This is a genomic window from Nocardia sp. (assembly GCF_025465275.1).
Taxonomy (GTDB): domain Bacteria; phylum Actinomycetota; class Actinomycetes; order Mycobacteriales; family Mycobacteriaceae; genus Nocardia.
Genome location: NZ_JAODNK010000053.1, coordinates 1 through 20,318 on the forward strand (window position 1 = coordinate 1; position 20,318 = coordinate 20,318).

Annotated in this window: 21 protein-coding genes; 7 read left to right on the forward strand and 14 right to left on the reverse strand. The window is 67.4% G+C overall.

What is annotated here, in order from left to right:
• Together JWN03_RS12040 and JWN03_RS12045 are read right to left on the reverse strand one after the other, a co-directional pair.
• Positions 1-227: HisA/HisF-related TIM barrel protein (locus JWN03_RS12040; protein WP_297613809.1), on the reverse strand; the 227-nt coding region annotated here is incomplete at its 3' end.
• A 64-nt stretch (positions 228-291) separates the two neighbouring features.
• Positions 292-744: a MarR family winged helix-turn-helix transcriptional regulator gene (locus tag JWN03_RS12045; protein WP_297613810.1), complete on the reverse strand. Its 453-nt coding sequence runs from the start codon at positions 742-744 to the stop codon at positions 292-294.
• 99 nt (positions 745-843) lie between these two features.
• On the opposite strand from JWN03_RS12045, the gene JWN03_RS12050 reads away from it, so the two are divergent.
• Positions 844-1,302 carry a nuclear transport factor 2 family protein gene (locus JWN03_RS12050; protein ID WP_297613811.1) on the forward strand — a complete coding sequence of 153 codons (459 nt, stop codon included), beginning with the start codon at positions 844-846 and terminating at the stop codon, positions 1,300-1,302.
• A 43-nt stretch (positions 1,303-1,345) separates the two neighbouring features.
• On the opposite strand, the gene hisH is transcribed toward JWN03_RS12050, so the two are convergent.
• The 8 genes from hisH to JWN03_RS12090 all read right to left on the reverse strand — a co-directional run bounded on the left by hisH (position 1,346) and on the right by JWN03_RS12090 (position 8,126).
• Positions 1,346-1,978 carry an imidazole glycerol phosphate synthase subunit HisH gene (hisH, locus tag JWN03_RS12055; protein ID WP_297613812.1) on the reverse strand — a complete coding sequence of 211 codons (633 nt, stop codon included), beginning with the start codon at positions 1,976-1,978 and terminating at the stop codon, positions 1,346-1,348.
• Complete coding sequence (gene hisB / locus JWN03_RS12060) at positions 1,975-2,589, reverse strand: imidazoleglycerol-phosphate dehydratase HisB (protein ID WP_297613813.1); 615 nt, start codon at positions 2,587-2,589, stop codon at positions 1,975-1,977. The genes hisH and hisB overlap by 4 nt, the downstream gene beginning before the upstream one ends.
• Before the next feature lie 38 nt (positions 2,590-2,627).
• Positions 2,628-3,758, reverse strand: a complete 1,131-nt coding sequence (locus JWN03_RS12065) for a histidinol-phosphate transaminase (RefSeq protein ID WP_297613814.1) — start codon at positions 3,756-3,758, stop codon at positions 2,628-2,630.
• Positions 3,755-5,092, reverse strand: coding sequence for a histidinol dehydrogenase (gene hisD, locus JWN03_RS12070; protein WP_297613815.1), 1,338 nt, complete (start codon positions 5,090-5,092; stop codon positions 3,755-3,757). Before hisD ends, JWN03_RS12065 begins: the two co-directional genes overlap by 4 nt.
• Positions 5,093-5,252: 160 nt before the next feature.
• Entirely contained in the window at positions 5,253-6,041 is a 789-nt protein-coding gene (yidC, locus tag JWN03_RS12075; RefSeq protein WP_297613816.1) for a membrane protein insertase YidC, read from the reverse strand.
• Between the two features lie 87 nt (positions 6,042-6,128).
• On the reverse strand, positions 6,129-6,635 hold the full coding sequence (locus JWN03_RS12080; protein ID WP_297613817.1) for a DUF6412 domain-containing protein: 507 nt from the start codon (positions 6,633-6,635) through the stop codon (positions 6,129-6,131).
• Between the two features lie 115 nt (positions 6,636-6,750).
• Positions 6,751-7,038: a putative quinol monooxygenase gene (locus tag JWN03_RS12085; protein WP_297613818.1), complete on the reverse strand. Its 288-nt coding sequence runs from the start codon at positions 7,036-7,038 to the stop codon at positions 6,751-6,753.
• Between the two features lie 86 nt (positions 7,039-7,124).
• A complete protein-coding gene (locus JWN03_RS12090) occupies positions 7,125-8,126 on the reverse strand; it encodes an aldo/keto reductase (RefSeq protein ID WP_297613819.1) in 1,002 nt (333 codons plus the stop codon).
• Positions 8,127-8,432: 306 nt separating this feature from the next.
• Here JWN03_RS12090 and JWN03_RS12095 point away from each other — a divergent pair, with 306 nt between their 5' ends.
• Positions 8,433-9,902 (forward strand): alpha/beta hydrolase, encoded by a 1,470-nt coding sequence (locus JWN03_RS12095; RefSeq protein ID WP_297613820.1) that lies wholly within the window; start codon positions 8,433-8,435, stop codon positions 9,900-9,902.
• A gap of 69 nt (positions 9,903-9,971) precedes the next feature.
• On the forward strand, positions 9,972-10,820 hold the full coding sequence (locus JWN03_RS12100; RefSeq protein WP_297613821.1) for a helix-turn-helix transcriptional regulator: 849 nt from the start codon (positions 9,972-9,974) through the stop codon (positions 10,818-10,820).
• 35 nt (positions 10,821-10,855) lie between these two features.
• Here the strand turns inward: JWN03_RS12100 and JWN03_RS12105 are convergent, their stop codons facing one another.
• From JWN03_RS12105 to JWN03_RS12115, 3 genes are all read right to left on the reverse strand, one after another.
• The gene (locus tag JWN03_RS12105; RefSeq protein WP_297613822.1) at positions 10,856-11,458 is read right to left on the reverse strand and encodes a maleylpyruvate isomerase family mycothiol-dependent enzyme; all 603 of its coding nucleotides are present in this window, start codon (positions 11,456-11,458) and stop codon (positions 10,856-10,858) included.
• Between the two features lie 103 nt (positions 11,459-11,561).
• Positions 11,562-13,151 carry a serine/threonine-protein kinase gene (locus tag JWN03_RS12110; protein WP_297613823.1) on the reverse strand — a complete coding sequence of 530 codons (1,590 nt, stop codon included), beginning with the start codon at positions 13,149-13,151 and terminating at the stop codon, positions 11,562-11,564.
• Positions 13,152-13,421: 270 nt separating this feature from the next.
• The gene (locus JWN03_RS12115) at positions 13,422-14,339 is read right to left on the reverse strand and encodes an arylamine N-acetyltransferase family protein (protein WP_297613824.1); all 918 of its coding nucleotides are present in this window, start codon (positions 14,337-14,339) and stop codon (positions 13,422-13,424) included.
• Positions 14,340-14,610: 271 nt separating this feature from the next.
• On the opposite strand from JWN03_RS12115, the gene JWN03_RS12120 reads away from it, so the two are divergent.
• Positions 14,611-17,100 (forward strand): ABC transporter permease, encoded by a 2,490-nt coding sequence (locus JWN03_RS12120; RefSeq protein ID WP_297613825.1) that lies wholly within the window; start codon positions 14,611-14,613, stop codon positions 17,098-17,100.
• 9 nt (positions 17,101-17,109) lie between these two features.
• Here JWN03_RS12120 and JWN03_RS12125 read toward each other — a convergent pair whose 3' ends face one another.
• Positions 17,110-18,096, reverse strand: a complete 987-nt coding sequence (locus JWN03_RS12125; RefSeq protein ID WP_297613826.1) for an alpha/beta hydrolase family protein — start codon at positions 18,094-18,096, stop codon at positions 17,110-17,112.
• A 167-nt stretch (positions 18,097-18,263) separates the two neighbouring features.
• On the opposite strand from JWN03_RS12125, the gene JWN03_RS12130 reads away from it, so the two are divergent.
• The 3 genes from JWN03_RS12130 to JWN03_RS12140 all read left to right on the forward strand — a co-directional run bounded on the left by JWN03_RS12130 (position 18,264) and on the right by JWN03_RS12140 (position 20,318).
• Positions 18,264-19,442, forward strand: a complete 1,179-nt coding sequence (locus JWN03_RS12130; protein ID WP_297613827.1) for a winged helix DNA-binding domain-containing protein — start codon at positions 18,264-18,266, stop codon at positions 19,440-19,442.
• Between the two features lie 157 nt (positions 19,443-19,599).
• Positions 19,600-20,052 carry a tellurite resistance TerB family protein gene (locus tag JWN03_RS12135; RefSeq protein WP_297613828.1) on the forward strand — a complete coding sequence of 151 codons (453 nt, stop codon included), beginning with the start codon at positions 19,600-19,602 and terminating at the stop codon, positions 20,050-20,052.
• Between the two features lie 86 nt (positions 20,053-20,138).
• A complete protein-coding gene (locus tag JWN03_RS12140) occupies positions 20,139-20,318 on the forward strand; it encodes a hypothetical protein (protein ID WP_297613829.1) in 180 nt (59 codons plus the stop codon).

Genomic DNA, 20,318 nt, shown 5'->3' on the forward strand with positions numbered 1-20,318 from the left:
TTCACATCGAGCTCGCCGATCACCTGCGCCAGCAGTTCCCGATTGGAACCCTTACCGAAGGCGGCATCCAGATCCACCAGATGCACCCACTCGGCCCCGTCGTGCTGCCAAGCCAGAGCGGCCTCGCGCGGCGACCCGTAACTGGTTTCGCTGCCCGCCTCCCCCTGAACCAGGCGCACGGCCTCCCCATTGGCGACATCGACTGCAGGTAGCAGCACAAGACTCACGGGAGCATCCTAGTGGTTACCAACCCGTGCTCCGCCGTCGGCCTGGGCAATTCGGGCAGTGCGCTCACTTGCGGGCGTGCCGTTCCAGGATGCGGGTGAGGGTCAGGACGAGGTTGGCGCGTTCGGCGGCGGAGAAGCCGGGCAGGAGTTCGGATTGTGCGGCTTCGAGGCGGACGTCTAGGTCGTGCAGGTGGGTTCGTCCGGCGGGGGTGAGGGTGAGGGTGTTGCGGCGGCGGTCGGCCGGGTCGGGGGTGCGGTTGAGGAAGCCGCGGGCGACCAGGTCGTTGACGGCGGCCACCACGTCACTGCGGTCGATCCCGGTGCGGCGGCCGACCTCGGCTTGGCTGAGCGGTCCGGCCTCGTCGAGGGTGGCGAGCAGAGCGTAGTGGTAGCGCCGAGAACCGGTGTCGGCCAAGGCTTTCTCGGTGGCGCGGTTGGCGATGATGGCCACCTGGCCGACCAGGCGGGTGGGCAGGGCTCGCAGTCTGCCGGAGGCTCCCTCGTGCGCGATGTCCATGGGAGCAATCTAGCAACACTTGTTGGTGGTACCTACAATCTGTTAGGTTGGTGCCACCAACGTTGGAGTGACCAATAATTCTCTTGAAAGGTGCTCCTGATGAGCAACATCCAGCTAGCGGAATTGATCGATCGCGCCGAGATCGGCGCCCTGGTCGACCGGCTCGGCCGCGTCCTCGACGAAGGCAGCTTCGACGAACTGGCCGCGATCTACACCACCGACGCGACCGCCAAGACACCCGGCGGGCGCGCCGACGGCCTCGCCGCCCTCATCGCACAGGCCACCCGAACCCACTCCCCCGGACGGCGGATTCAACACTTCATCAGCAGCGTGATCGTCGATCTGCACGGTGATACGGCGAGCGTGCGCGCCAATCTCATGGCGGTCTTCGCGCCCGGGCCGACACCGGAAACGCCCGTGACGCCACCGCTTTACACCCTCGGCGAGGTCTACCGGTTCGACGCGGTACGCACGGGCACCGGGTGGTTGTTCTCCCGAGTCGAAACCACTCCGGTGTGGGAGACGGGCACTCGGCCGGTGCTCAGCGCGGCGAAGTAGGCGAAACGACGAAACCCCCGCTCGCGGCGGGGGTTTCGGGGGGTCAGAGGGAGTCGACCCAGTTGCGCAGGAGTTGAGCTCCGGCGTCGCCGGACTTCTCCGGGTGGAACTGGGTGGCGCTCAGCGGGCCGTTTTCCACGGCCGCGAGGAACGGGACACCGTGTTCGGCCCAGGTCAGCTTGGCCGGGGCCAGGGTGCCGTGGTCGTCCAGGCCCCAGGTCTGGGCGGCGTAGGAGTGGACGAAGTAGAAACGGGTGTCTTCGTCCATGCCTGCGAACAGGACGCTGTCCTGCGGAGCCTTGACGGTGTTCCAGCCCATGTGCGGAAGCACGGGGGCGTCCAAACGCTCTACGGTGCCGGGCCATTCGGCGCAGCCCGCGGTCTCCACGCCGAATTCGACGCCGCGTTCGAACAGGATCTGCATGCCCACACAGATACCGAGAACCGGACGACCGCCCGCCAGGCGCTTGCCGATGATGCGATCGCCGCGGACGCCGAGCAGGCCGGACATGCAGGCGGCGTAGGCGCCCACGCCGGGGACCACGAGACCGTCTGCGTTCAAGGCGATTTCGGGATCGGCGGTCACGGTGACCTCCGCACCGGCGCGCACCAGGGCACGTTCCGCGGAATGCAGGTTGCCGGAGCCGTAATCCAGCAGCGCCAGCTTCTTGCTCATAGGGTCCCCTTGGTGGAGGGGATACCGGTGACGCGCGGGTCGAGTTCGACGGCGGCACGCAAAGCCCTTGCGACGGCCTTGAATTCGGCCTCGGTGATGTGGTGCTGGTCGCGGCCGTAGAGCACCCGCACATGCAGGGCGATGCGCGCGTTGAGCGCGATCGACTCGAAGACGTGCCGGTTCAGGACGGTCGAGTAGGACGCGCCGGGGCCCGCGGAGGGAATCACGGTGTGCAGCAGGTGTTCCGGTTCCCCGGTGTGCACGCAGTACGGGCGGCCGGAGACGTCGACGATCGCCTGAGCGAGGGTTTCGTCCATCGGGATGAAGGAGTCGCCGAAGCGGCGGATGCCCTTCTTGTCGCCGAGCGCCTGCGCGAGGGCCTGGCCGAGCACGATGGCGGTGTCCTCGACGGTGTGGTGGGCCTCGATCTCGATGTCGCCCTTGGCCGCAACGGTCAGATCGAAGCTGCCGTGCTGGCCGAATGCGGTGAGCATGTGGTCGTAGAACGGGACGCCGGTGGAGATGTCGGTCTTACCGGTGCCGTCGAGGTTCAGTTCGACCACGATGCTGGATTCACGAGTGGTGCGTTCCACCCGGGCGATTCGGTCCATGCTCGCTTCCGTATTCACTGGGAGGCTCGCCTCCGTACTCACAGGGCAACCACTTCGGTCGCAACAAGTTTCGCGCTGACGCGCAGGAATTCGTCGTTCTCGGCGGCCAGGCCGATGGTGGTGCGCAGGTATCCGGGGATACCGACATCGCGGATGAGCACGCCCTCGTCGAGGTAGTGCTGCCAGGCGCGCGGCGCGTCGGCGAAGCGGCCGAAGAGCACGAAGTTGGCGTCCGACGGGATGACGTCGTAGCCCAGCTCACCCAGCGCCGCCATCACCCGATCGCGCTGCGCCGCCAATTCCGCGACGCTGCCGAGGGTTTCGTCGGCATGCCGCAGTGCTGCCCGCGCCGCGGCCTGGGTGACCACGGACAGGTGATACGGCAACCGCACCAGCAGCATGGCGTCGATGACGGCAGGCGCCGCCGCGAGATACCCGAGCCGGCCGCCCGCGAAGGCGAAGGCCTTCGACATGGTCCGGCTGACAACGAGTTTCGCCGGGAACCGGTCGATCAGCGTGATGGCGCTGGGTGCGCTGGAGAACTCCCCGTACGCCTCGTCCACCACCACGATGCCGGGTGCGGCATCGAGAATCCGCTCCAGGTCGGCGATCGGAATGCTGTGCCCGGTCGGATTATTGGGGCTGGTCACGAACACCACATCGGGACGCTTTTCGGCGATCACCATGACGGCGTAGTCGATATCGAGGGAGAAGTCGCCGTTGCGCTTGGCCTCGACCCATTCGGTGTCGATGCCCTCGGAGATGATCGGGTGCATCGAGTACGATGGCACGAAACCCAGTGCGCTGCGGCCGGGTCCGCCGAAGGCCTGCAGCAGCTGCTGCAGGATCTCGTTGGAACCGTTGGCGGCCCACACGTTCGATACGTCCACCGCGACACCGGTCTGCCGGGTCAGGTAGGCGGCCAGCTCGGTGCGCAGGCCGACCGCATCGCGGTCCGGGTAGCGGTGCAGGTCGGCGGCGGCGGCGCGCACGGATTCGGCGACATCGTCGACCAGCGCCCTGCTCGGCGGGTGCGGGTTCTCGTTGGTATTGAGCTGTACCGGCACCGTCAATTGCGGTGCGCCGTAGGGACTCTTACCGCGCAGGTTCTCCCGCAGCGGTAGATCATCCAGCGAGACAGCGGATCCGGGGATGGTCACAGCACTCACCGCAGTTCTCCGAATCGCGCCTGCACGGCCTGCCCGTGTGCGGGCAGGTCCTCGGCGTTGGCCAGCGCGACCACGTGTGCGGCAACGTCTTTCAAGGCCGCCTCGGAGTAGTCGACGACGTGGATGCCGCGCAGGAAGGTCTGCACGCTCAAACCCGAGGAGTGCCGGGCGCAGCCGGCGGTCGGGAGCACGTGGTTGGAGCCCGCGCAGTAGTCGCCGAGGCTGACCGGCGACCAGGCGCCGACGAAAACCGCTCCGGCACTGCGCACTCGGGCGGCAACGGCGGAGGCGTCGGCGGTCTGGATCTCCAGGTGTTCGGCGGCGTAGGCATTCACCACGCGCAGACCTTGGTCGATAGTGTCGACGAGCACGGTGCCGGACTGCTTGCCGGACAGGGCTTCCGCCACTCGATCGTGGTGCTTGACGACCGCCATCTGCGCGGTCAGCGCCGCATCCACGGCGTCGGCGAGCTCGACGCTGTCGGTGACGAGCACGCTCGCGGCCAGCACATCGTGCTCGGCCTGCGAAATCAGATCGGCGGCCACGTGCACCGGATCGGCGGTGGCATCGGCCAGGATCGCGATCTCGGTGGGCCCGGCCTCGGCATCGATGCCGACCAGCCCGCGGCACAGCCGCTTGGCCGCGGTCACATAGATATTGCCCGGCCCGGTGATCATGTCGACCGGTTCCAGCTGAGCGCCATCGGTATCGGTGCCGCCGTAGGACAGCAGTGCGACCGCCTGCGCGCCGCCGACCGCCCACACCTCCTCGACACCGAGCAGCTTGGCGGCCGCCAGGATCGTCGGGTGCGGCAGTCCGTCGAACTGCGCCTGCGGCGGCGAGGCCACCACCAGCGAATCCACGCCCGCGGTCTGCGCGGGAACCACATTCATGACCACGCTCGACGGGTAGACGGCATTGCCGCCCGGCACATACAGGCCGACCCGCTCGACCGGCACCCAGCGTTCGGTGACGGTGCCGCCGGGCACCACCTGGGTGACCTTGTCGGTGCGCCGCTGATCGGCATGCACCTTGCGGGTGCGCTCGATGGCGACTTCGAGGGCAGCGCGTACCGCGGGGTCGAGTTCTTCGAGCGCTTTGTCCAGCTCGGCGGCAGGCACACGCACGGAGGCGGGCTGGACACCGTCGAACTTCTGGCTGAACTCCAGCGCGGCCTCGACGCCCCGATCGCGGATGGCCTCCACGACCGGCCGGACATGATGCAGCACCGAGTCCACGTCGACGCCTCCGCGCGGCAGTGCCGCACGCAGTTCACCAGCAGTGGGAGTACGTCCGCGCAAATCGACGCGGGCGAGCTCGATGCGGCTTGTCATAGCGCTCTGCAGTCCTTGTCTGTGCTGATCATCAAAGGGGTGCACCGGGCAGCCGAAACTGCCCGCGACCAGGTACCAGACTATCGGGTCGATGCCATCGCTTATCCGCCGCACCGCGCTGACCGGCAGGGCTGGGGAATCGGTGCAGCGGATTCGGCGGCTATTCGCTGCGTGTCGCGGGCAGCGCGGGCACGGCCTCCTCGGCATCGAACCGGCGATAGACCAGGTGTTGCTGTACAAACGTCCAGGCATTCTGGGTGACGAAGTACAGCAGAATGGCCACCGGCCACAGCGCGCCCGTGACCAAAGTGCCGAGCGGGAACGCCCACATCGACAGCGTATTCATCACCCGAACCTGAGCCGACTGGTCCGGGGCCGTCTCACGCTGGCGCGCCACCGAGAATCGGGCCGTGAAGTGGGTCGCGACCGTGGCGATGAGCAGCAGGGGAACCACCACCACGGCAACCGAACCGAACGCGCCGCCCGCATGGGACAGGCTCATCGACAGCGGTGCGCCGAACAGGCTCGCCGACAGGAACGACTGCACCTGCGCCGTCGAGAACACATAGTTGGCAACACCGGCGTGGAACGAATTCAGCACATGGAACAGGCCGACGAAGACCATGATCTGACCGATCATCGGCAGGAACCCGAGCAGCGGATTGAAGCCGTGCTGCTGCTGCAGCTTTCGCACCTCGACGGCCTGCTTCTCCTTGTCATCGGCGTGCTTGCGCTGGATCTCCTTCAGCTCCGGCCCGATCAGGGCCAGCTTGCGCTGGAATTGCAGCTGCGCCAGGAACGGGCGGATGAGCAATGCCCGCAGCGTCATGACCAGGAAGATGATGGCCAGCACCCAGGCCGGGCCGCTGGGGATGCCGAGAATCGATGCGAAGAGCGTGTGCCACAGCCACAGGACCGCGGACACGGGGTAGTAGATGAAATCGAGCATAAGTGTGGGACCTCACTGCGAGGCACCCGCGGAATGCCGCGGGTGGAGCGAATCGGGGCAGCGGAAGGTCTGATCGAGGGAGCCCGATCAGACCGCGAGGGCCCCCGGTGCGCGCGGGCGCGGACGCCCCGCGGCATCTGGATTGCTCTGTCGCAGAAAGGCTCCCCGGCGACGACGGCCCGCCGACTCCGGCGGACCCGCGCTCACGGTGACATGCAGCAGCGGCCCGCGAGCCGCCAGCATGGTGGCGGTCAGCGCGACCAGCGCGGCCGCGCCCAGCACCAGCAGCGAATTCGGCTCGGCCGAGGTCAAAAAGAGCACTGCCCATGCGGCAACAACAAGCGTGCACACCAGCACCACTGTCGTCCGAATCCGCATCATGCGCTCGACACTACCCATCGATCCGGCTTTCAGCGCTGCCGAGCGCCGGATCTGTGACCCGATCACCACATCCGGACAGCGGCTTCGTGGATGCCGAACGCGCTGACCGCGAGCACCTGCTTCGGCCCGCTCGGCAGAGCATTCGGCGACGCAGTCCGCGGCGGTCCGCAGCCTGGACAGCGGCCGGCCCGCGCCGAGACGACCGGGTGCCATCGGGCCTCCGCGGCAAGATCCCGCTCACGTCCTTGCCATGGTCACGGTCACGGGCATGCTCGACATCGCCTGTGCGACCGGGCCCCAGGTCCGGCCGCATTGACGAGCGGTCAGGTCACTCGGCGACGAGGCGGTTGATGGTGACGGGTTCGGCGAGAATCTCCTCGAACACCCCGGCGAGGTGCTGGAAGTGGGGTGCGAGGAAGTGCTCTTCGAGCACTTCGCCCGACTTCCACTCTTCGACGAGGACCATGTGGGCGGCGTCATTGGGATCCACGAAGGGCTGGTAGACCACGCAGCCGGGTTCGGCCAGCGTCGGCTCGATCATGGCCTCCAGCGCGGTGCGGAGTCGGTCCTCCTGGCCGGCCTTGACACGGATTTCGGCGACAACATGCAGCGTCATGAGAGTTCTCCTACTGATTCGATCGATGTTCGGCGATTGACCGTGGATGGAGCCCCGAAACTGCCGGGGCCCGCAGTTCTGCTGGGTCAGGGGCGGGCGGGGCCGGTGCCCGCGCCGGTGGTGACGATGGCCGTGGCGATTTCTTCGACATCGGCCGGGGTCAGCTCCAGGGTGAGAGCGCCTGTCCAGCCGTCGATTTGGGTGATGGTGCGCGCGCCGACGATGGCGGCGGTCACGCCGGGCCAGGAGTTGACCCAGGCGAGGGCCACTTCGGCGATGGAGACGCCGTGGCGGGCGGCAATGGGTCGCAGAGCGTCGACGAGCGCCAGGTTGGCTGGCAGTCCGATGGTGAAATCGGGGCTGTCGGAACGCCAGTCGTCGGCGGTCAACTTGCGGTCCGCGGTGAAGGCGCCCGTGAGCAGACCGGACTGGAGCGGCGAGTAGGCGATCACGCCGGTGGAATGTGCCTCGGCCCAAGCGATTTCCGGTGCCGCGGTGCGGTTGATGGCCGAGAACGGCGGCTGGATCACATCCACGTGGGCGACAGCCTCGGCGCGATTCAGTTCCGCCACATCATGATTGGACAGGCCGATGGCGCGAACCTTGCCCTCCTTCTTGAGGTCGGCCATGACCTGCCAGTACTCCTCCAGCGGAGTCGGCGCGGCCAGGCTCGCACCCTCACCGCCGTAGACGAAGACCGCGCCGGTATCCGGCCAGTGCACCTGGTAGAGGTCGATGTGCTCGACCTGCAGGCGGCGCAGCGACGCCTGCAATTCCGCCCGAATGGTTTCCGGCCGCATAATGCGGCGCGGCGGACCGGAGCGGTCATCGCCCTCCTCCCAGATCAGGCCGGTCTTGGTGAACAGGTACGGCCGGTCGGCCTCCGGCATATCGGCCAGCGCCTTGCCGACGAGCGTTTCGGCATGACCGAGCCCGTAGGCAGGAGCGGTATCGAGCCAATTGAGGCCGCGGTCAACCGCATGCCGCACAGCGGCAATCGATTCGGCGTCATCGGTAGCACCCCACGAGTACTGCCACCCGGAGCCGGCGATCACCCAGGTGCCGAAGCCGAGTGGGGTGATATCCATGCCCGTGTCACCGAAAGGACGAGTCTTGCGCCCACCCGTCGCCCGACCGCCGCCCCCCACGGAATCGCTGCGCGATGCTGAATTCATTCGAAACTCCCGTTCGAAACCACGTCGCGGCGAGCCGCGCTGCCGGATCGGTTCCGGCTGTGAGCACTACTTTCGTACGCCGCAAGCGGGCTGAACAGTGCGGCGCGAGCCTGGGCACGGCATGACCAGGCTGGCGGTGCGGCCGGTACCGCAGGGTGATCCGCGTGCAGCACCGTGGAGTGACGCGCAGCAGTGCCCGGCGCTCCTAGCGTCGGCGGAGTGAAGAGCAGCCCGCGCCTCGGAATCCTGTTGGCACTCACCGTCCTTGCCACCCTCACGGCCTGCACCTCGGCGAACGCGCCGAGCGCTGCGGCGCTGGAGTGGAAGTCCTGTCCGGGCAGCGGACCGGACCCTCGACAGGAATGCACGACCATTCAGGTGCCGCTGGACTACGACCGGCCCGACGGCGACCGAATCACCCTGGCCGTCTCCCGCATCCGCAGTGCGCATCCGGGGACCCGGCACGGCGCACTGCTGCTGGTTCCGGGCGGCCCCGGCAATACGGGCCTCGACCGGCCGACCCAGCTCGGCTCGAAACTTCCTGCCGCCGTGCGCGATACCTACGATCTGATCGGCTTCGACCCCCGCGGAATGGGGTCGAGCACCACGGCCGACTGCGGCATCGCACCCGATGACCTGGTCACCGAACGCTTCCGTGGCTGGCCACGCGGGGACGGCGACATCTCGGCGAATATCGGGGGGAGCCAGCGGATCGCGAAGGCGTGCAACGATAATGGCGGGGCGCTGGTGCGCAATATCAGCACCCGCACCGAGGCGCACGATATCGATCGCATTCGAGAAGCGCTGGGCGAGAATCGAATCTCCGCCTGGGGCGAGTCCTACGGAACCTACGCGACCTCGGTGTACGCGACACTGTTCCCGCAGCGCACCGATCGCATCCTGCTCGACAGCAGCGACGATCCGAATCCGGACCGGGTCGAGCGCGGCTGGAATGCCAATTACGCAATCGGTGTGGAGGATCGGTTCCCCGATTTCGCGAAGTGGGCGGCCGCCCCCGGCAATCCCGATCGCACCGCCGAGACGCCCGAGGCCGTGCGCAGCCGATTCCTCACGCTCGCAGCGAGACTCGACCAGAATCCGCTCCCCTGGCCGGGATCCGAACTGGGGCAGTTGACCGGCAATGGTCTGCGGCAACTACTGCTCGACGGCCTCTACAGCGATCAGGCATTCCCGGCGTTGGCACGGATGATCAAGGCGGCCGAGGCGTCGGCACCCCTGCCGGACGCGCAGCCCCTCCCGCCGGAGCAGATCGTCCAGCAGCGCACCGCGGTCGGAGTCGCTACCATCTGCAATGACTCCGCCTGGCCCACAGTAGTTTCCGACTACGCCGCCGCCGTCACCGCCAGCCGGGACGCACACCCGCTCACCGCCGGTATGCCGGAGAACCTGTCCCCCTGCACCTTCTGGCCGCTGCCGGTCGCACCCCGGACCGTGGTCACCGCCGACGGCCCGTCGAACATTCTGATGATCCAGAACCTGCGTGATCCGGCCACCCCGTACAGCGCCGCGCTGAACCTGCGTAATGCCTTCGGCGCCCGCGCCCGCATGGTCGCGGTCGACAGCGGCGGCCACGGCGTCTATCCCTCCCCGATCGGCTGCGCGAACGATGCCACCGAACGATTCCTCCGCGACGGCACCCGCCCCGACCAGGACCTCACCTGCCGATAAGCCCTCCGGCGCGAGCCTGGTCATGACACGACCAGGAATACCCCCGCCGGTTCCCGCGATACTGATCTCATGACTCTCGATCGGCGTGCCGAACTCGGCGAATTCCTGCGCTCCCGCCGTGCCCGGCTGCGGCCGGAGGAGGTCGGGCTGATCGATCACGGCGCCCGCCGCCGGGTCCCCGGCCTGCGGCGCGAGGAGCTGGCCATGCTGGCCGGCGTGAGCGTCGACCATTATGTCCGGCTCGAACAGGGCCGCACCCTGCACTTCTCGGAGTCGGTGCTGGACGCGGTGGCACGGGCGCTGCGCTTGAATCCGGTGGAGCGCGATCACCTCTACCGGCTGGCGCGGCCGTGGTCGGGTGAGGAGCCGCCCGCCGAACAGCAGGTGCGGCCGGGACTGCGGCGACTGCTCGACTCCGCGGGCGATATGCCCGCCTACGTCCTGGGCCGCGGCACCAATGTGCTGGCCTGGAATCGGCAGGCAGCCGCGCTCATCACCGATTTCTCCGCGCTGGCGCCGCGTGACCGCAATAAGGCCCGCATGGTCTTCCTGGACGAAGGCATGCGCGAGCTCTACGAGGACTGGCCCGGCAAAGCCGCCGATGTCGTGGCCTACCTGCGTCTCGACGCCGCCCGCAATCCGGGCGACACCGAGATCGCCGAACTGATCGACGAACTGCACCGGGCGGATCCGGAATTCCGCCGGCTGTGGAACAACCACGAACTCCGGGACAAGACCCACGGCCGGTACGTCTACCGCCACCCGGTCGTGGGCCGTGTCGACCTCAGCTTCGAAACCTTCCGCCTCCCCGACGATCCCGACCAGGCCCTGGTCGCCTACACCGTCGAAGCCGACTCCCCCAGCGCCACCGCACTGCAACTACTCGCCGGACTCGCCGCCGAATCCCAGCGCGTCTGACGCACGGAAAATACTGCGCTGCGGCAGTTTTCGCGCTACGCGCCGATGCGGCTACGAAGGTCGGGCACGCCATCACCCTCGAGATCATCGAGGGCGGCAGCGCGTCCCGCCATGGCCACTACGAGCGCTTCGCCGGGACCGCGGACCAGCGGGCCGGTCCCCCGCGACCAGTCGGCATCGGTGGCTTCCCAGCGCAAACCCTTCAGGAAACGGCCGGGCCGCACAAAGGGGTCCGGGTTGCTGAGCAGTACGACCAGGCGTTCGGCCGGGACCTTGCGTTCGCGGCCGAGCGGTCGGCGAATGTCCTGCTGGTGGATGAAGGTATCGGCGAGCGCCAGCTTCGGTGAGTAGCGGGCAAACCAGCCGCCGGGCTGAGCCAGCCGGTCCACCAGTTCCGCGGTGGGCAGCGGCTGGAACCGCGCGACGAGGGCCGCATTGAGCCGATCGACAGAGGGGTTCCGCAGGGCCGTCAGCAGATAATTGGGCAGGGAAACGGTATCGGTCTGCAAGTGGCAGACGACGTCGCGCACCCGCCACCCGGCGCACAGCGACGCCGCCTCCCATTCCTCGGCGGTCAGCGAACGGAGCAGTTCGACCAGCTCCCCGCGCTCTTCTGTGAGCATCTGGCGCACGTTCATATCGGAAGGCTAACCACCACAGGGGTTTAACAACAGCCCCAGATAACGACGTTGCACCGCACCGGATTTCCGGTGCGGCGCAATGCGTCGGGTACAGCGCAGGCTATCGGGTATCGCTGTCGATCTTCAAAGTGCCACCGCCGATGTCGATTACGCGCAGCGTCAGCGATTTGGTCTGGCCACCGGAGGTCAGGTTGGCCAGTGCGATGTCCACCGAACCATCGGCATTCGCACTGTCATTGCCCCGTGCTCCCGTAATGCTGGCGTATCGGGTGACGCGATTGTCCGTCCAGTAGGACTGAAACGACGACTGGCTGCCGTAGACCTGCTGGGCCGCCGGAGTCAGCTTGCTCCACGCATCGGCGAAGCTCATATTGACGAGCGAGTCATAGAACTTGTCTACCGTATCGGCGCCACCGCCCACGGTCGCCTGGCCGACGCTCTTGGTTTGCCCGAGAGTTCCTGCCGCTGCGCCCGTGGTCGTGGAAGTGGACACCTTCGATGCGCTGGTACTGCCCGAAGCCGTCCCCGGGCCATCCGAATTCGACGAACTCATAATGCCGAACACCACGGCCGCGACCACAACGACAGCCGCGACGACACCGGCCCACACCAGTTTGCCGCGACCCCGGGATTCGAGCTGGGGAGCGGGGTTGGAACGCGTGGGCGGACCCGCCGACACCGGATGCCGGGGCGGCGGAGTCTCGAGCAATTGCGCCTGGGCCATGGCCCCGGTCGGGATATCGGCATTGGCGGCCGAGCGGCGATCCATCTGCCGGGTGTTCCCGCGCTGCTGGGCGGTGCGGGGTGCACCGATCGGCTTCGACGGTGGCGGCGTGTTCCCATTCTGACGGCGGGCGGCCATGACGCGGGTGGCCTCGGCTTCGGGTCCGAGCTCCGCGAAGTCCGCCATGATGTCGCGGACCTCGGTCATGCTCGGCCGGTCCTCCGGCTCGAAGCTGAGCAGCGCCAGCAGCAGATCACTGAGCGGGCCGGCATTGCGCGGCTCGCTGATCTGGCCATTGGCCGCCGCGTACAGCAGTGCGAGCGGATTCGGGTTGGTGCCGTAGGGCGGTTCGCCCTCGAGCGCATGGAAGAGCGTGGCGCCCAGGGCGAAGACATCGGCGGCCGGGCTCGGCTCGGCGCCCCGCGCGACCTCGGGTGCGAGGTAGGCGGCGGTGCCGGAGATGAGTCCGGTGGCAGTGAGCGTGACGTCGCCCTTGGCCTTGGAGATGCCGAAGTCGGTGATCTTCACCGCCCCGTTGTCGCCGAGCAGGATATTGCCCGGCTTCACATCGCGATGCACGATGCCGACCCGGTGCGCGGCAATGAGCGCCGACGCGACCTGCTCACCGATGCGCGCTACCTGAGGCAGCGGCAGGGTGCCCTGTGAGGACAGCACCACCGCCAGACTCTGGGACGGCAGATACTCCATGACGAGGCATGGATCGCCCTCGTGCTCGGTAATGTCGAACACCACAATGGCATTCGGATGCTGAAAGCGTGCGGCATTGCGGGCCTCTCGGGCCGCGCGCTGACGCACGATGTCTTTGTCCGCCTCGGACAGACTGGGCTGGGTGATGATCTGCTTGACCGCCACCGAGCGTTCCAGCCGTTGGTCGACGGCTCGCCAGACGACGCCTGTGCCGCCGCTACCAATCCGTTCGACCAGGCGGTAATGCCCTGCGATCACTTGGCCGGTTTCGATGGCACTACTCCGAAATTCTCCGCGATGGTGACTGTGACGACGCGGTTGCCCGCGTGTTTCCCCGCATGAGTGTAGCGGGCCGCAGGCAGCACGCCGACGTCAGCGTGAGATATGAGCGAGATCTCGGTGAGATCTGGACCGCACTCAGGTGACGGCTGTGTGACAGGACACGTGAATATGCAGCTCAGAGTACTTCCATGACATGACAGCGAATTCTGTGCCACAGTGCCCGATCCCACCGCGTGGGAACAGATTTCAGCCGTTCCGTGTCGCCCCCACCTGATTTCGGGTCGCTTCGGGCGGATTTTTCGTCGCCGCCGGCCATTCGGCGCGAGTGAGCAGCGCCGCATCGGCATCGTCGAGTTCGATATCGAACACCTCGGCCAACACCTTGGGAAGCTCGGCGGCCTCGAGCTCACGAACCTCACCGGTGCCGTCCGGATAGGTCGTCGTCCACGTGGTGCCGTCGATCTGGTGATGTACCTCGGGCTGGAACCGCTGGATGAACGGGCGCGTGGTGAACGGCGATCGAGGCGAAGTGGAGACGAAGTGATTACCCACCGCGTAGTCGGCCCGATATTGCGGATTCGGACTGAACGTGTGCCGATCGATCCAGCCGTCGTGACCGAACTGATGCAGCGTCCACAGCTGCCCGCCGAGCGCGTCGGCACCCAGCTCGAGACGGTAACGCCAAGCGCCGAGCGAGATTTCACCACGATCGGGGGTGAGCTCGACAGGTTCGAGCGGCCCCGCACCGAAGCCCACATCGCAGAGCCAGGCCCGGTCGTCATCGGCCGGAGTGACACGCAGCAGCGCATGAGTGGCCGGGCGCAATCCCGCCGCACCCATCGTGACTCGCCCTGATATACCAGTGAATTCGAATCCGATCCGCTCCAGCGCGGCAGCGAAAAGCAGCACGTTCTCGTAGCAGTACCCACCGCGGCGACGCCGGATCAGCTTGTCCTGCAAGGTCTCCAGATCGAGCGGTATACCGCGACCGAGAATGATCTCCAGATTCTCGAACGGAATGGTCGTGGTGTGCGCCCGCACCAGCCCGCGCAGTGTCGCCAGCGTGGGCGTGCGCTCACCCGTGTATCCGATGCGCTCCAGGTACGCGTCCAGATCCAGCTCGTCGCCGCCCCATCGATAGGACGGGTCCACGGGTGCCGTCATCACTGCCTCCTGTCGGTCTCCTTCGTCTCGACCAACCGCGGTCGGCACGAACCTGTTCCCGGCGGTCTCAACTCTCCGCGCCGCCGGCGTCGCGAGACCCTCGCGACAGGTCGGGAACGCGGGCTCGAAGCCCAGCTCAGCCACGACCTTCGCATTCGACGGACGGATGGGCAGATCAGCATCCGAGAGCGGGTGAGCTGACGCACCACGGCGTCTGGGACGGAGTAGCGGAATCGTAGACAGGGTTGTCTGCGGAACCTAACCTTGGTTCATGATCGCGCTGCTGGATCGGTTGCGGCTGCTCACAATTCGAGAGTTCGCCACACATTGGGGCCGCACCGTGGCATCGGTGTTCGTAATGGCGGTGTCGGCCGCATTCCTGGTGGCGGTGATCGGCATTTCCGGATCGCTCACCGGGTCGGTCGCGCAGCTCGCCGCCGGACTGGCGGGTAATGCGGCCTTGGAAATCTCGGGCGTCAGCGATGCCGGGTTCCCGCAAGCCGTGCGAAACGATGTGGCCGCCGTACCCGGAGTGGCCGCGGCTGTTCCGATGCTGCGCGCGAGTGTCGGACCGCAGGACAATCAGCTGCTGGTGCTCGGAGTCGATGCCTCGAGCGCGGCGCTGGACAGCACTCTGAAGGACGCGGTCCAGGGCGACCAGCTCGGATCGCTGCTGAGTGTGCCGAACGGGGTACTGGCCGGTCCGTCCGCCGGGTACACAAAAGGCGATGTGGTGCACCTGGGTTCGGGGCAGGTCACCATTGCCTCGGTGCTCTCCGATGCGCAGCAGCAGCGATTGAACGGCGGCCACTACCTCATTGCCCCACTGCCGCTGGCTCAGCGAATCACCGGGCGCACCGGCGAATTGGATTCGGTGCTGATCGTCGCCGCACCCGGTATCGATGCGGCACAGCTGAATTCCGCGGTGACCGCGGCGGTGGCGGGACGGGCACTGGTCGGACCGCCGAGCCTGCGGGCGGCGCAGACCGGCAATGGCATTGTGATGCTGGAGTTCATTGCCGCCATGGGCGCGGGCATCGCCCTGGTGGTTTCGGCGTTCTTCATCTACAACACCATGAGCATGGCCCTGGCGGGGCGGCGGCCGGTCATCTCCATGCTGCGCGCCATCGGCGGGCGCAAGGGGACGATTGTGCGAGATGTACTGGTGGAGGCCGCGGCACTGGGTCTGCTCGGCGGTCTCCTCGGTTCCGGGCTGGGCGTGCTGGTCGGGCGCTATGCGATCGGGCTGTTGCCGGGTGCGTTCACACAGATGATGGAGGCGCGGCTGGAGTATCTGCTGCCCTGGTACGCGGTGCCGGCGGCGATCGCAGCGGCCGTCCTGACCAATGTGGCTGCCACCGCGGTGGCAGCACGGCAGATCTACCGGGTGTCACCGGTGGAGGCGCTCGCACCGGTCGGAGCCTCGCCCGCGGATGTGGTGTCGCGGCGACTGCGGATCTTCGCGGGCGTCGCGGCCGCCGTACTGGCGGTGGCCACGATGATCGTCATGCGCGCGCACCTCGGGCTCTTCGCCTCGGTCGCACTGGGTTTGGCGTTCGGCACCGAGATCGCACTGGCCTTCGCGCTGGCCGGGCCGATCGTCACTGTCGCCGGTGCGGCTGCCAGGCGACTGGGTTCGGCGGGTGTCCTGGCCGGAGTGAATATCGACCGCGCACCACGACGCGTGTGGGCGACGCTCATGACGGTGGCGATTGCCGTCGGCATGACCATCACCATTACCGGCGCGAATACGGATGTGGTGCGGTCGGCCCGCGATACCTTCGCCTCGCTCGCCGACAATGACGTCTGGGTGAGCGTCACTCCCGAGGATGCGGTGCCGACACCGCTCCTGCCCGCGGACATGGCCCAGCGGGTCGCGGCGGTGCCCGGAGTGGCGCGAGTTACCGAGGGACAGTTGGCATTCGCATCCTTCGCCGGGACCAAAGCCCTGCTCTACGGCGTCGACCAGGGCAGCAATTACGCCATGTACCGATCGCTGGATGACGATACCCAGCGGCGACTGCTGGCGGGAGAGGGTGTCGCGCTCTCGCGGGATCTGGCTCGCTCACTGCACGTTTCGGTTGGCGACGAGTTGACGGTGCAGACCCCGAGCGGCGAGAAGCGCACGCGGGTACTGGCTTCGGTGTCGTACTTCTCCGCGCTGTCCGGCACCGCGTCCATCAGCCTGACCCTCATGCGCGACTGGTTCGAGCGGCCGGGCGCCAGCACCCTGCAGATCGACGGGGTACCCGGCACCGATCGCAACCAATTGGCCACGGCGATCAGGGAAGTCACGCCACCTGATATGCACGTCTACACCGGACCGGCCGCACTCGACGGCATCAGCAAGGCCATGCAGCAGGGGCTGGTGCTGTCCCGCATCATGTTGGTCATCGTTGCCGTCATCGCCGCCATGGCGCTGCTCAATACCCTGACTCTCGCGCTCCTGGAACGCCGTCGGGAGCTGGGCATCTTGCGCGCGGTGGGTTCCAGCCGCCGTTTCGCCCTGCGCATGGTGCTGGCGGAGGCGGCGGGTATCGGCATCGCCGGCGCGGCACTGGGCGTGCTCTTCGGACTCTCCGATCAATTCCTCTACTCGCGGCTGGCCGCCGATATGATGGGCATCGACGTCACCTTCCGGCCCGGGCCGCTGCTGGCCGTATTCACCGTCGCCGCACTGGCTTTGAGCCTGCTGGGCTCCATACCCCCGGCCTTGCGCGCCGCGCGCCTGAACATTGTCGACGCGGTCAGCGCCGACTAGATCTCCGATTCAGGAGGCGCACTTGGTGTTCGGCGGAGCAGGCGGTGCGGTATCGATGCCGTGCGCGATATCGATCAGGTAGTCGCTCGCCCCTTCGGGCTCGGTATCGAGCAGCAGTCGCTCGACCGCACAACCTGATTCGAAGAACACCGGGCCGAGGCCGTGCTCACCGGGCACTACCGCGCCGCTGAGATCGCGGCCACTGGCAATGGTGTACATGGTGACCGGCTTCCCGGTCGCCGTCAGGGCGGCGCGCATCTCCACGCTCGAGCTGTACGGGACCAGCGGATCCGCGGTGCCGTGCAGCAGAATGGCGCGGCGCACCGCGATTCGCCCCGCCAGCAGCGAGGGTGAACGCGCCGCGTACGCGGCCGCACACAGCACCGGCGTACAGCCGCCGGCATCACGTTCGATCTGCGGTCGCAGGTCCGGCCCCGCCCGGTCGGCCTCCAGCCAGGATACGAAATCGCTTGCCTGACCGAAGGTGTCGACCCAGTAGTCGTAGGTGCCGGGCGGCGCATAGGCGGCGGCGAGACCGCTGGTCAATCCGCCCTGGCTCCAGCCCCACAGCACGGTGCGCCCGATACCGGGATGCTCGCCGCGATACCACTGGGTGGCGGCCACGGTGTCCTGCCAGCCGGCCCACACATTCCATTCGCCGGTCCGCCACTGGCTGACGGCGGAACGCTGATCCATCGTCAGCAGCGGCGCCATGGTCTGCCGCGCGATGGAACTCATGTAGTCGGCGAAATCGGCAGCGCTACCGGCATGTCCGTGCACGGCGACGATCAGATCGCGCGGGTCGGTATCGCCCGGCGCATCCCGATACGGCTCGTACACCCGCCCGGTGGCCTGTTCGCCGTCGACCGTCAGCGTCACATCGTGTACCGCCACCCGTACGTTGTCCGCCGTTTCGGCAGAAACCGCGGGCGCCGCAACGATCATGGCCGCGAGTACACCGAGGACTGCGCCGTAGCTCCGATACCGACCTCGCATCGCCGAATCATGACACGCCGACGACGCTGTTCCGGGTACCCGCGACGGGTGTCCGGCGGATCAGTCGACAGCTGTGCTGTCGCCGAGCTTCCAGCTCCGGTCGAAGTACCCGGACACACGCCCCCGAACAGGCGGCCGGTGTCGTACCCAGCGGCTAGGATTCGCCCATGCGTTCGATGGATGCGGCCGAGCGGCGCGCTCGGCTGGGAGTACGGCATCGGCTGGCGGCCGCGGCGCGGACCGACGATGTGAACGAGGTGGTGCGGTCGCTGGTGGTGCTGCACGCCACCGATCCGGCGACGGTCTTCCTCTCGATCGGCGCGCGCGGGCGGGTCGGTGAGCCGGGGTATGTGGAGAAGGCGCTGTACGAGGATCGGACGCTGCTGCGCATGCTGGCCATGCGGCGCACCATGTTCGTCGCGCCCATCGAATTGGTGCCCGCACTACAGGCGTCCTGCGCGGACGCGCTGGCGCACAAGCAGCGCAAGCAGTACGCGAAGTACATCGAGCAGGCCGGCGCGGTCGACGGGGATGTCTCCGCCTGGCTCAGCGAGGTGGAGGCGGAAACGCACAACACGCTGCTGGCGCGGGGCAGCGCCACCGGCGCACAGCTCGGCAAGGAGGTGCCGCGGCTGCGCACCCAGGTGAATACCGCGCCCGGCAAGCCGTATGCCAAGCCGACCAGCATCACCAGCTGGGTGCTGCTGCTGCTCGGTGCGGAGGGCCGAATCGTGCGCGGCCGGCCCAATGGCAGTTGGAGCAGTAGTCAATACACCTGGGCGCCCATCGAATCCTGGCTGCCGGAAGGGATTCCGACCCTCTCGGCCGAAGCGGCGCGCGTGGAGCTGGTGCGAAAGTGGTTGCGGTCCTTCGGACCAGCACCCGTGAGCGATATCAAGTGGTGGACGGGGTGGACGCTGGGCGAGGTCCGCAAGACCCTCGCGCAGCTCGACACCGCCGAGGTGGATCTGGACGGTGTGACCGGTCTGGTGCTCGCCGACGATCTGGACCCGACACCGGCGCCCGAGCCGTGGGTCGCGCTGCTCCCGGCACTCGACCCGACGCCGATGGGCTGGCAGTCCCGCGAGTGGTACCTCGGCCCGCACTCCCCCATCCTGTTCGACACCAATGGCAATGTCGGCCCTACCGTGTGGTGGGACGGACGCATTGTCGGCGGCTGGGCGCAGCGGCCCGACGGTGAAATCGTCTGGCGCCTACTCGAAGACGTCGGTTCCGATGCCCAGGCGCTGATCGAGGCCGAGGCCGCGCGCCTCACCACCTGGTACGGCGATGTGCGGCCCATCCCCCGCTTCCGCACGCCGCTCGAACGCGAGCTCACGTCCTGACGGATGCCGGGGTGCTGCCGGTCGCGGTGCTGCCGGGTCGCCGGAAACTTCCCGGTCGCTACCTGTCGATCGACTGTTAAGGTCGGATCGATACATCAGCACAATCCGGGCACCGACGCGGGGTTTGCGAGTCCGGTAGATCATTTCGGAGTGTGTCATGGTTTTTCGCAGCCGCCTGGAGCAGGCCCCGCAGTGGCGGCAGCAGTTGCTCGCACAGCGAAATGAATTGCGCGGCAGCTCTTTCCGGGATGCCACCATGGGTATTTGCGCACTGATAGCCGCCGCGGACGGCGATATCGATCCGGCCGATCGCACCCGGGTCGCGCAGCTCATCGGCACGGACACTGTGCTGCAGCACTTTCCCACCGATGAGCTGCGAAATCTCTTCGAGGACAACTGCACTCGCATCACCTTGGATCCGGCCTTCGGCCGCGCCTATGTGATGGCGCAGATCGCCGAGGCCACCGGAAATGCCGTCGAAGCCCGTGCCGCAGTGCAATTGGGAATCATGATCGGCAAGGTCGACGGCGACCTCGATGCGCAGGAAATCGCCGCCGTCCGGGATGCCTGCCGAGCCCTGCGCCTGGACCCGGTGGAGTTCGGCTTGTAAAGCCTGCTGGATACCGCTGGACATTCGCCAGCCAGATACCGCACGCTTGCTGCGTTTGGATTCCCACCGCGAGGAGTGCAATCTGCATGGCGATTCAAGGGTTCCTGAATATCTTCTTCGACACCGTTGCCCCGAACAGAGGCTGGCGGTACTGCGGGATGTGCGAAGGCCGAGGTGATTACGGGCTGGTGAACGGCTCGGTCAACTGGTGCTCGGTCTGCGGCGGTACCGGCTGGATCGCCGAGGCGCCCACCTTCCGCCGCTGA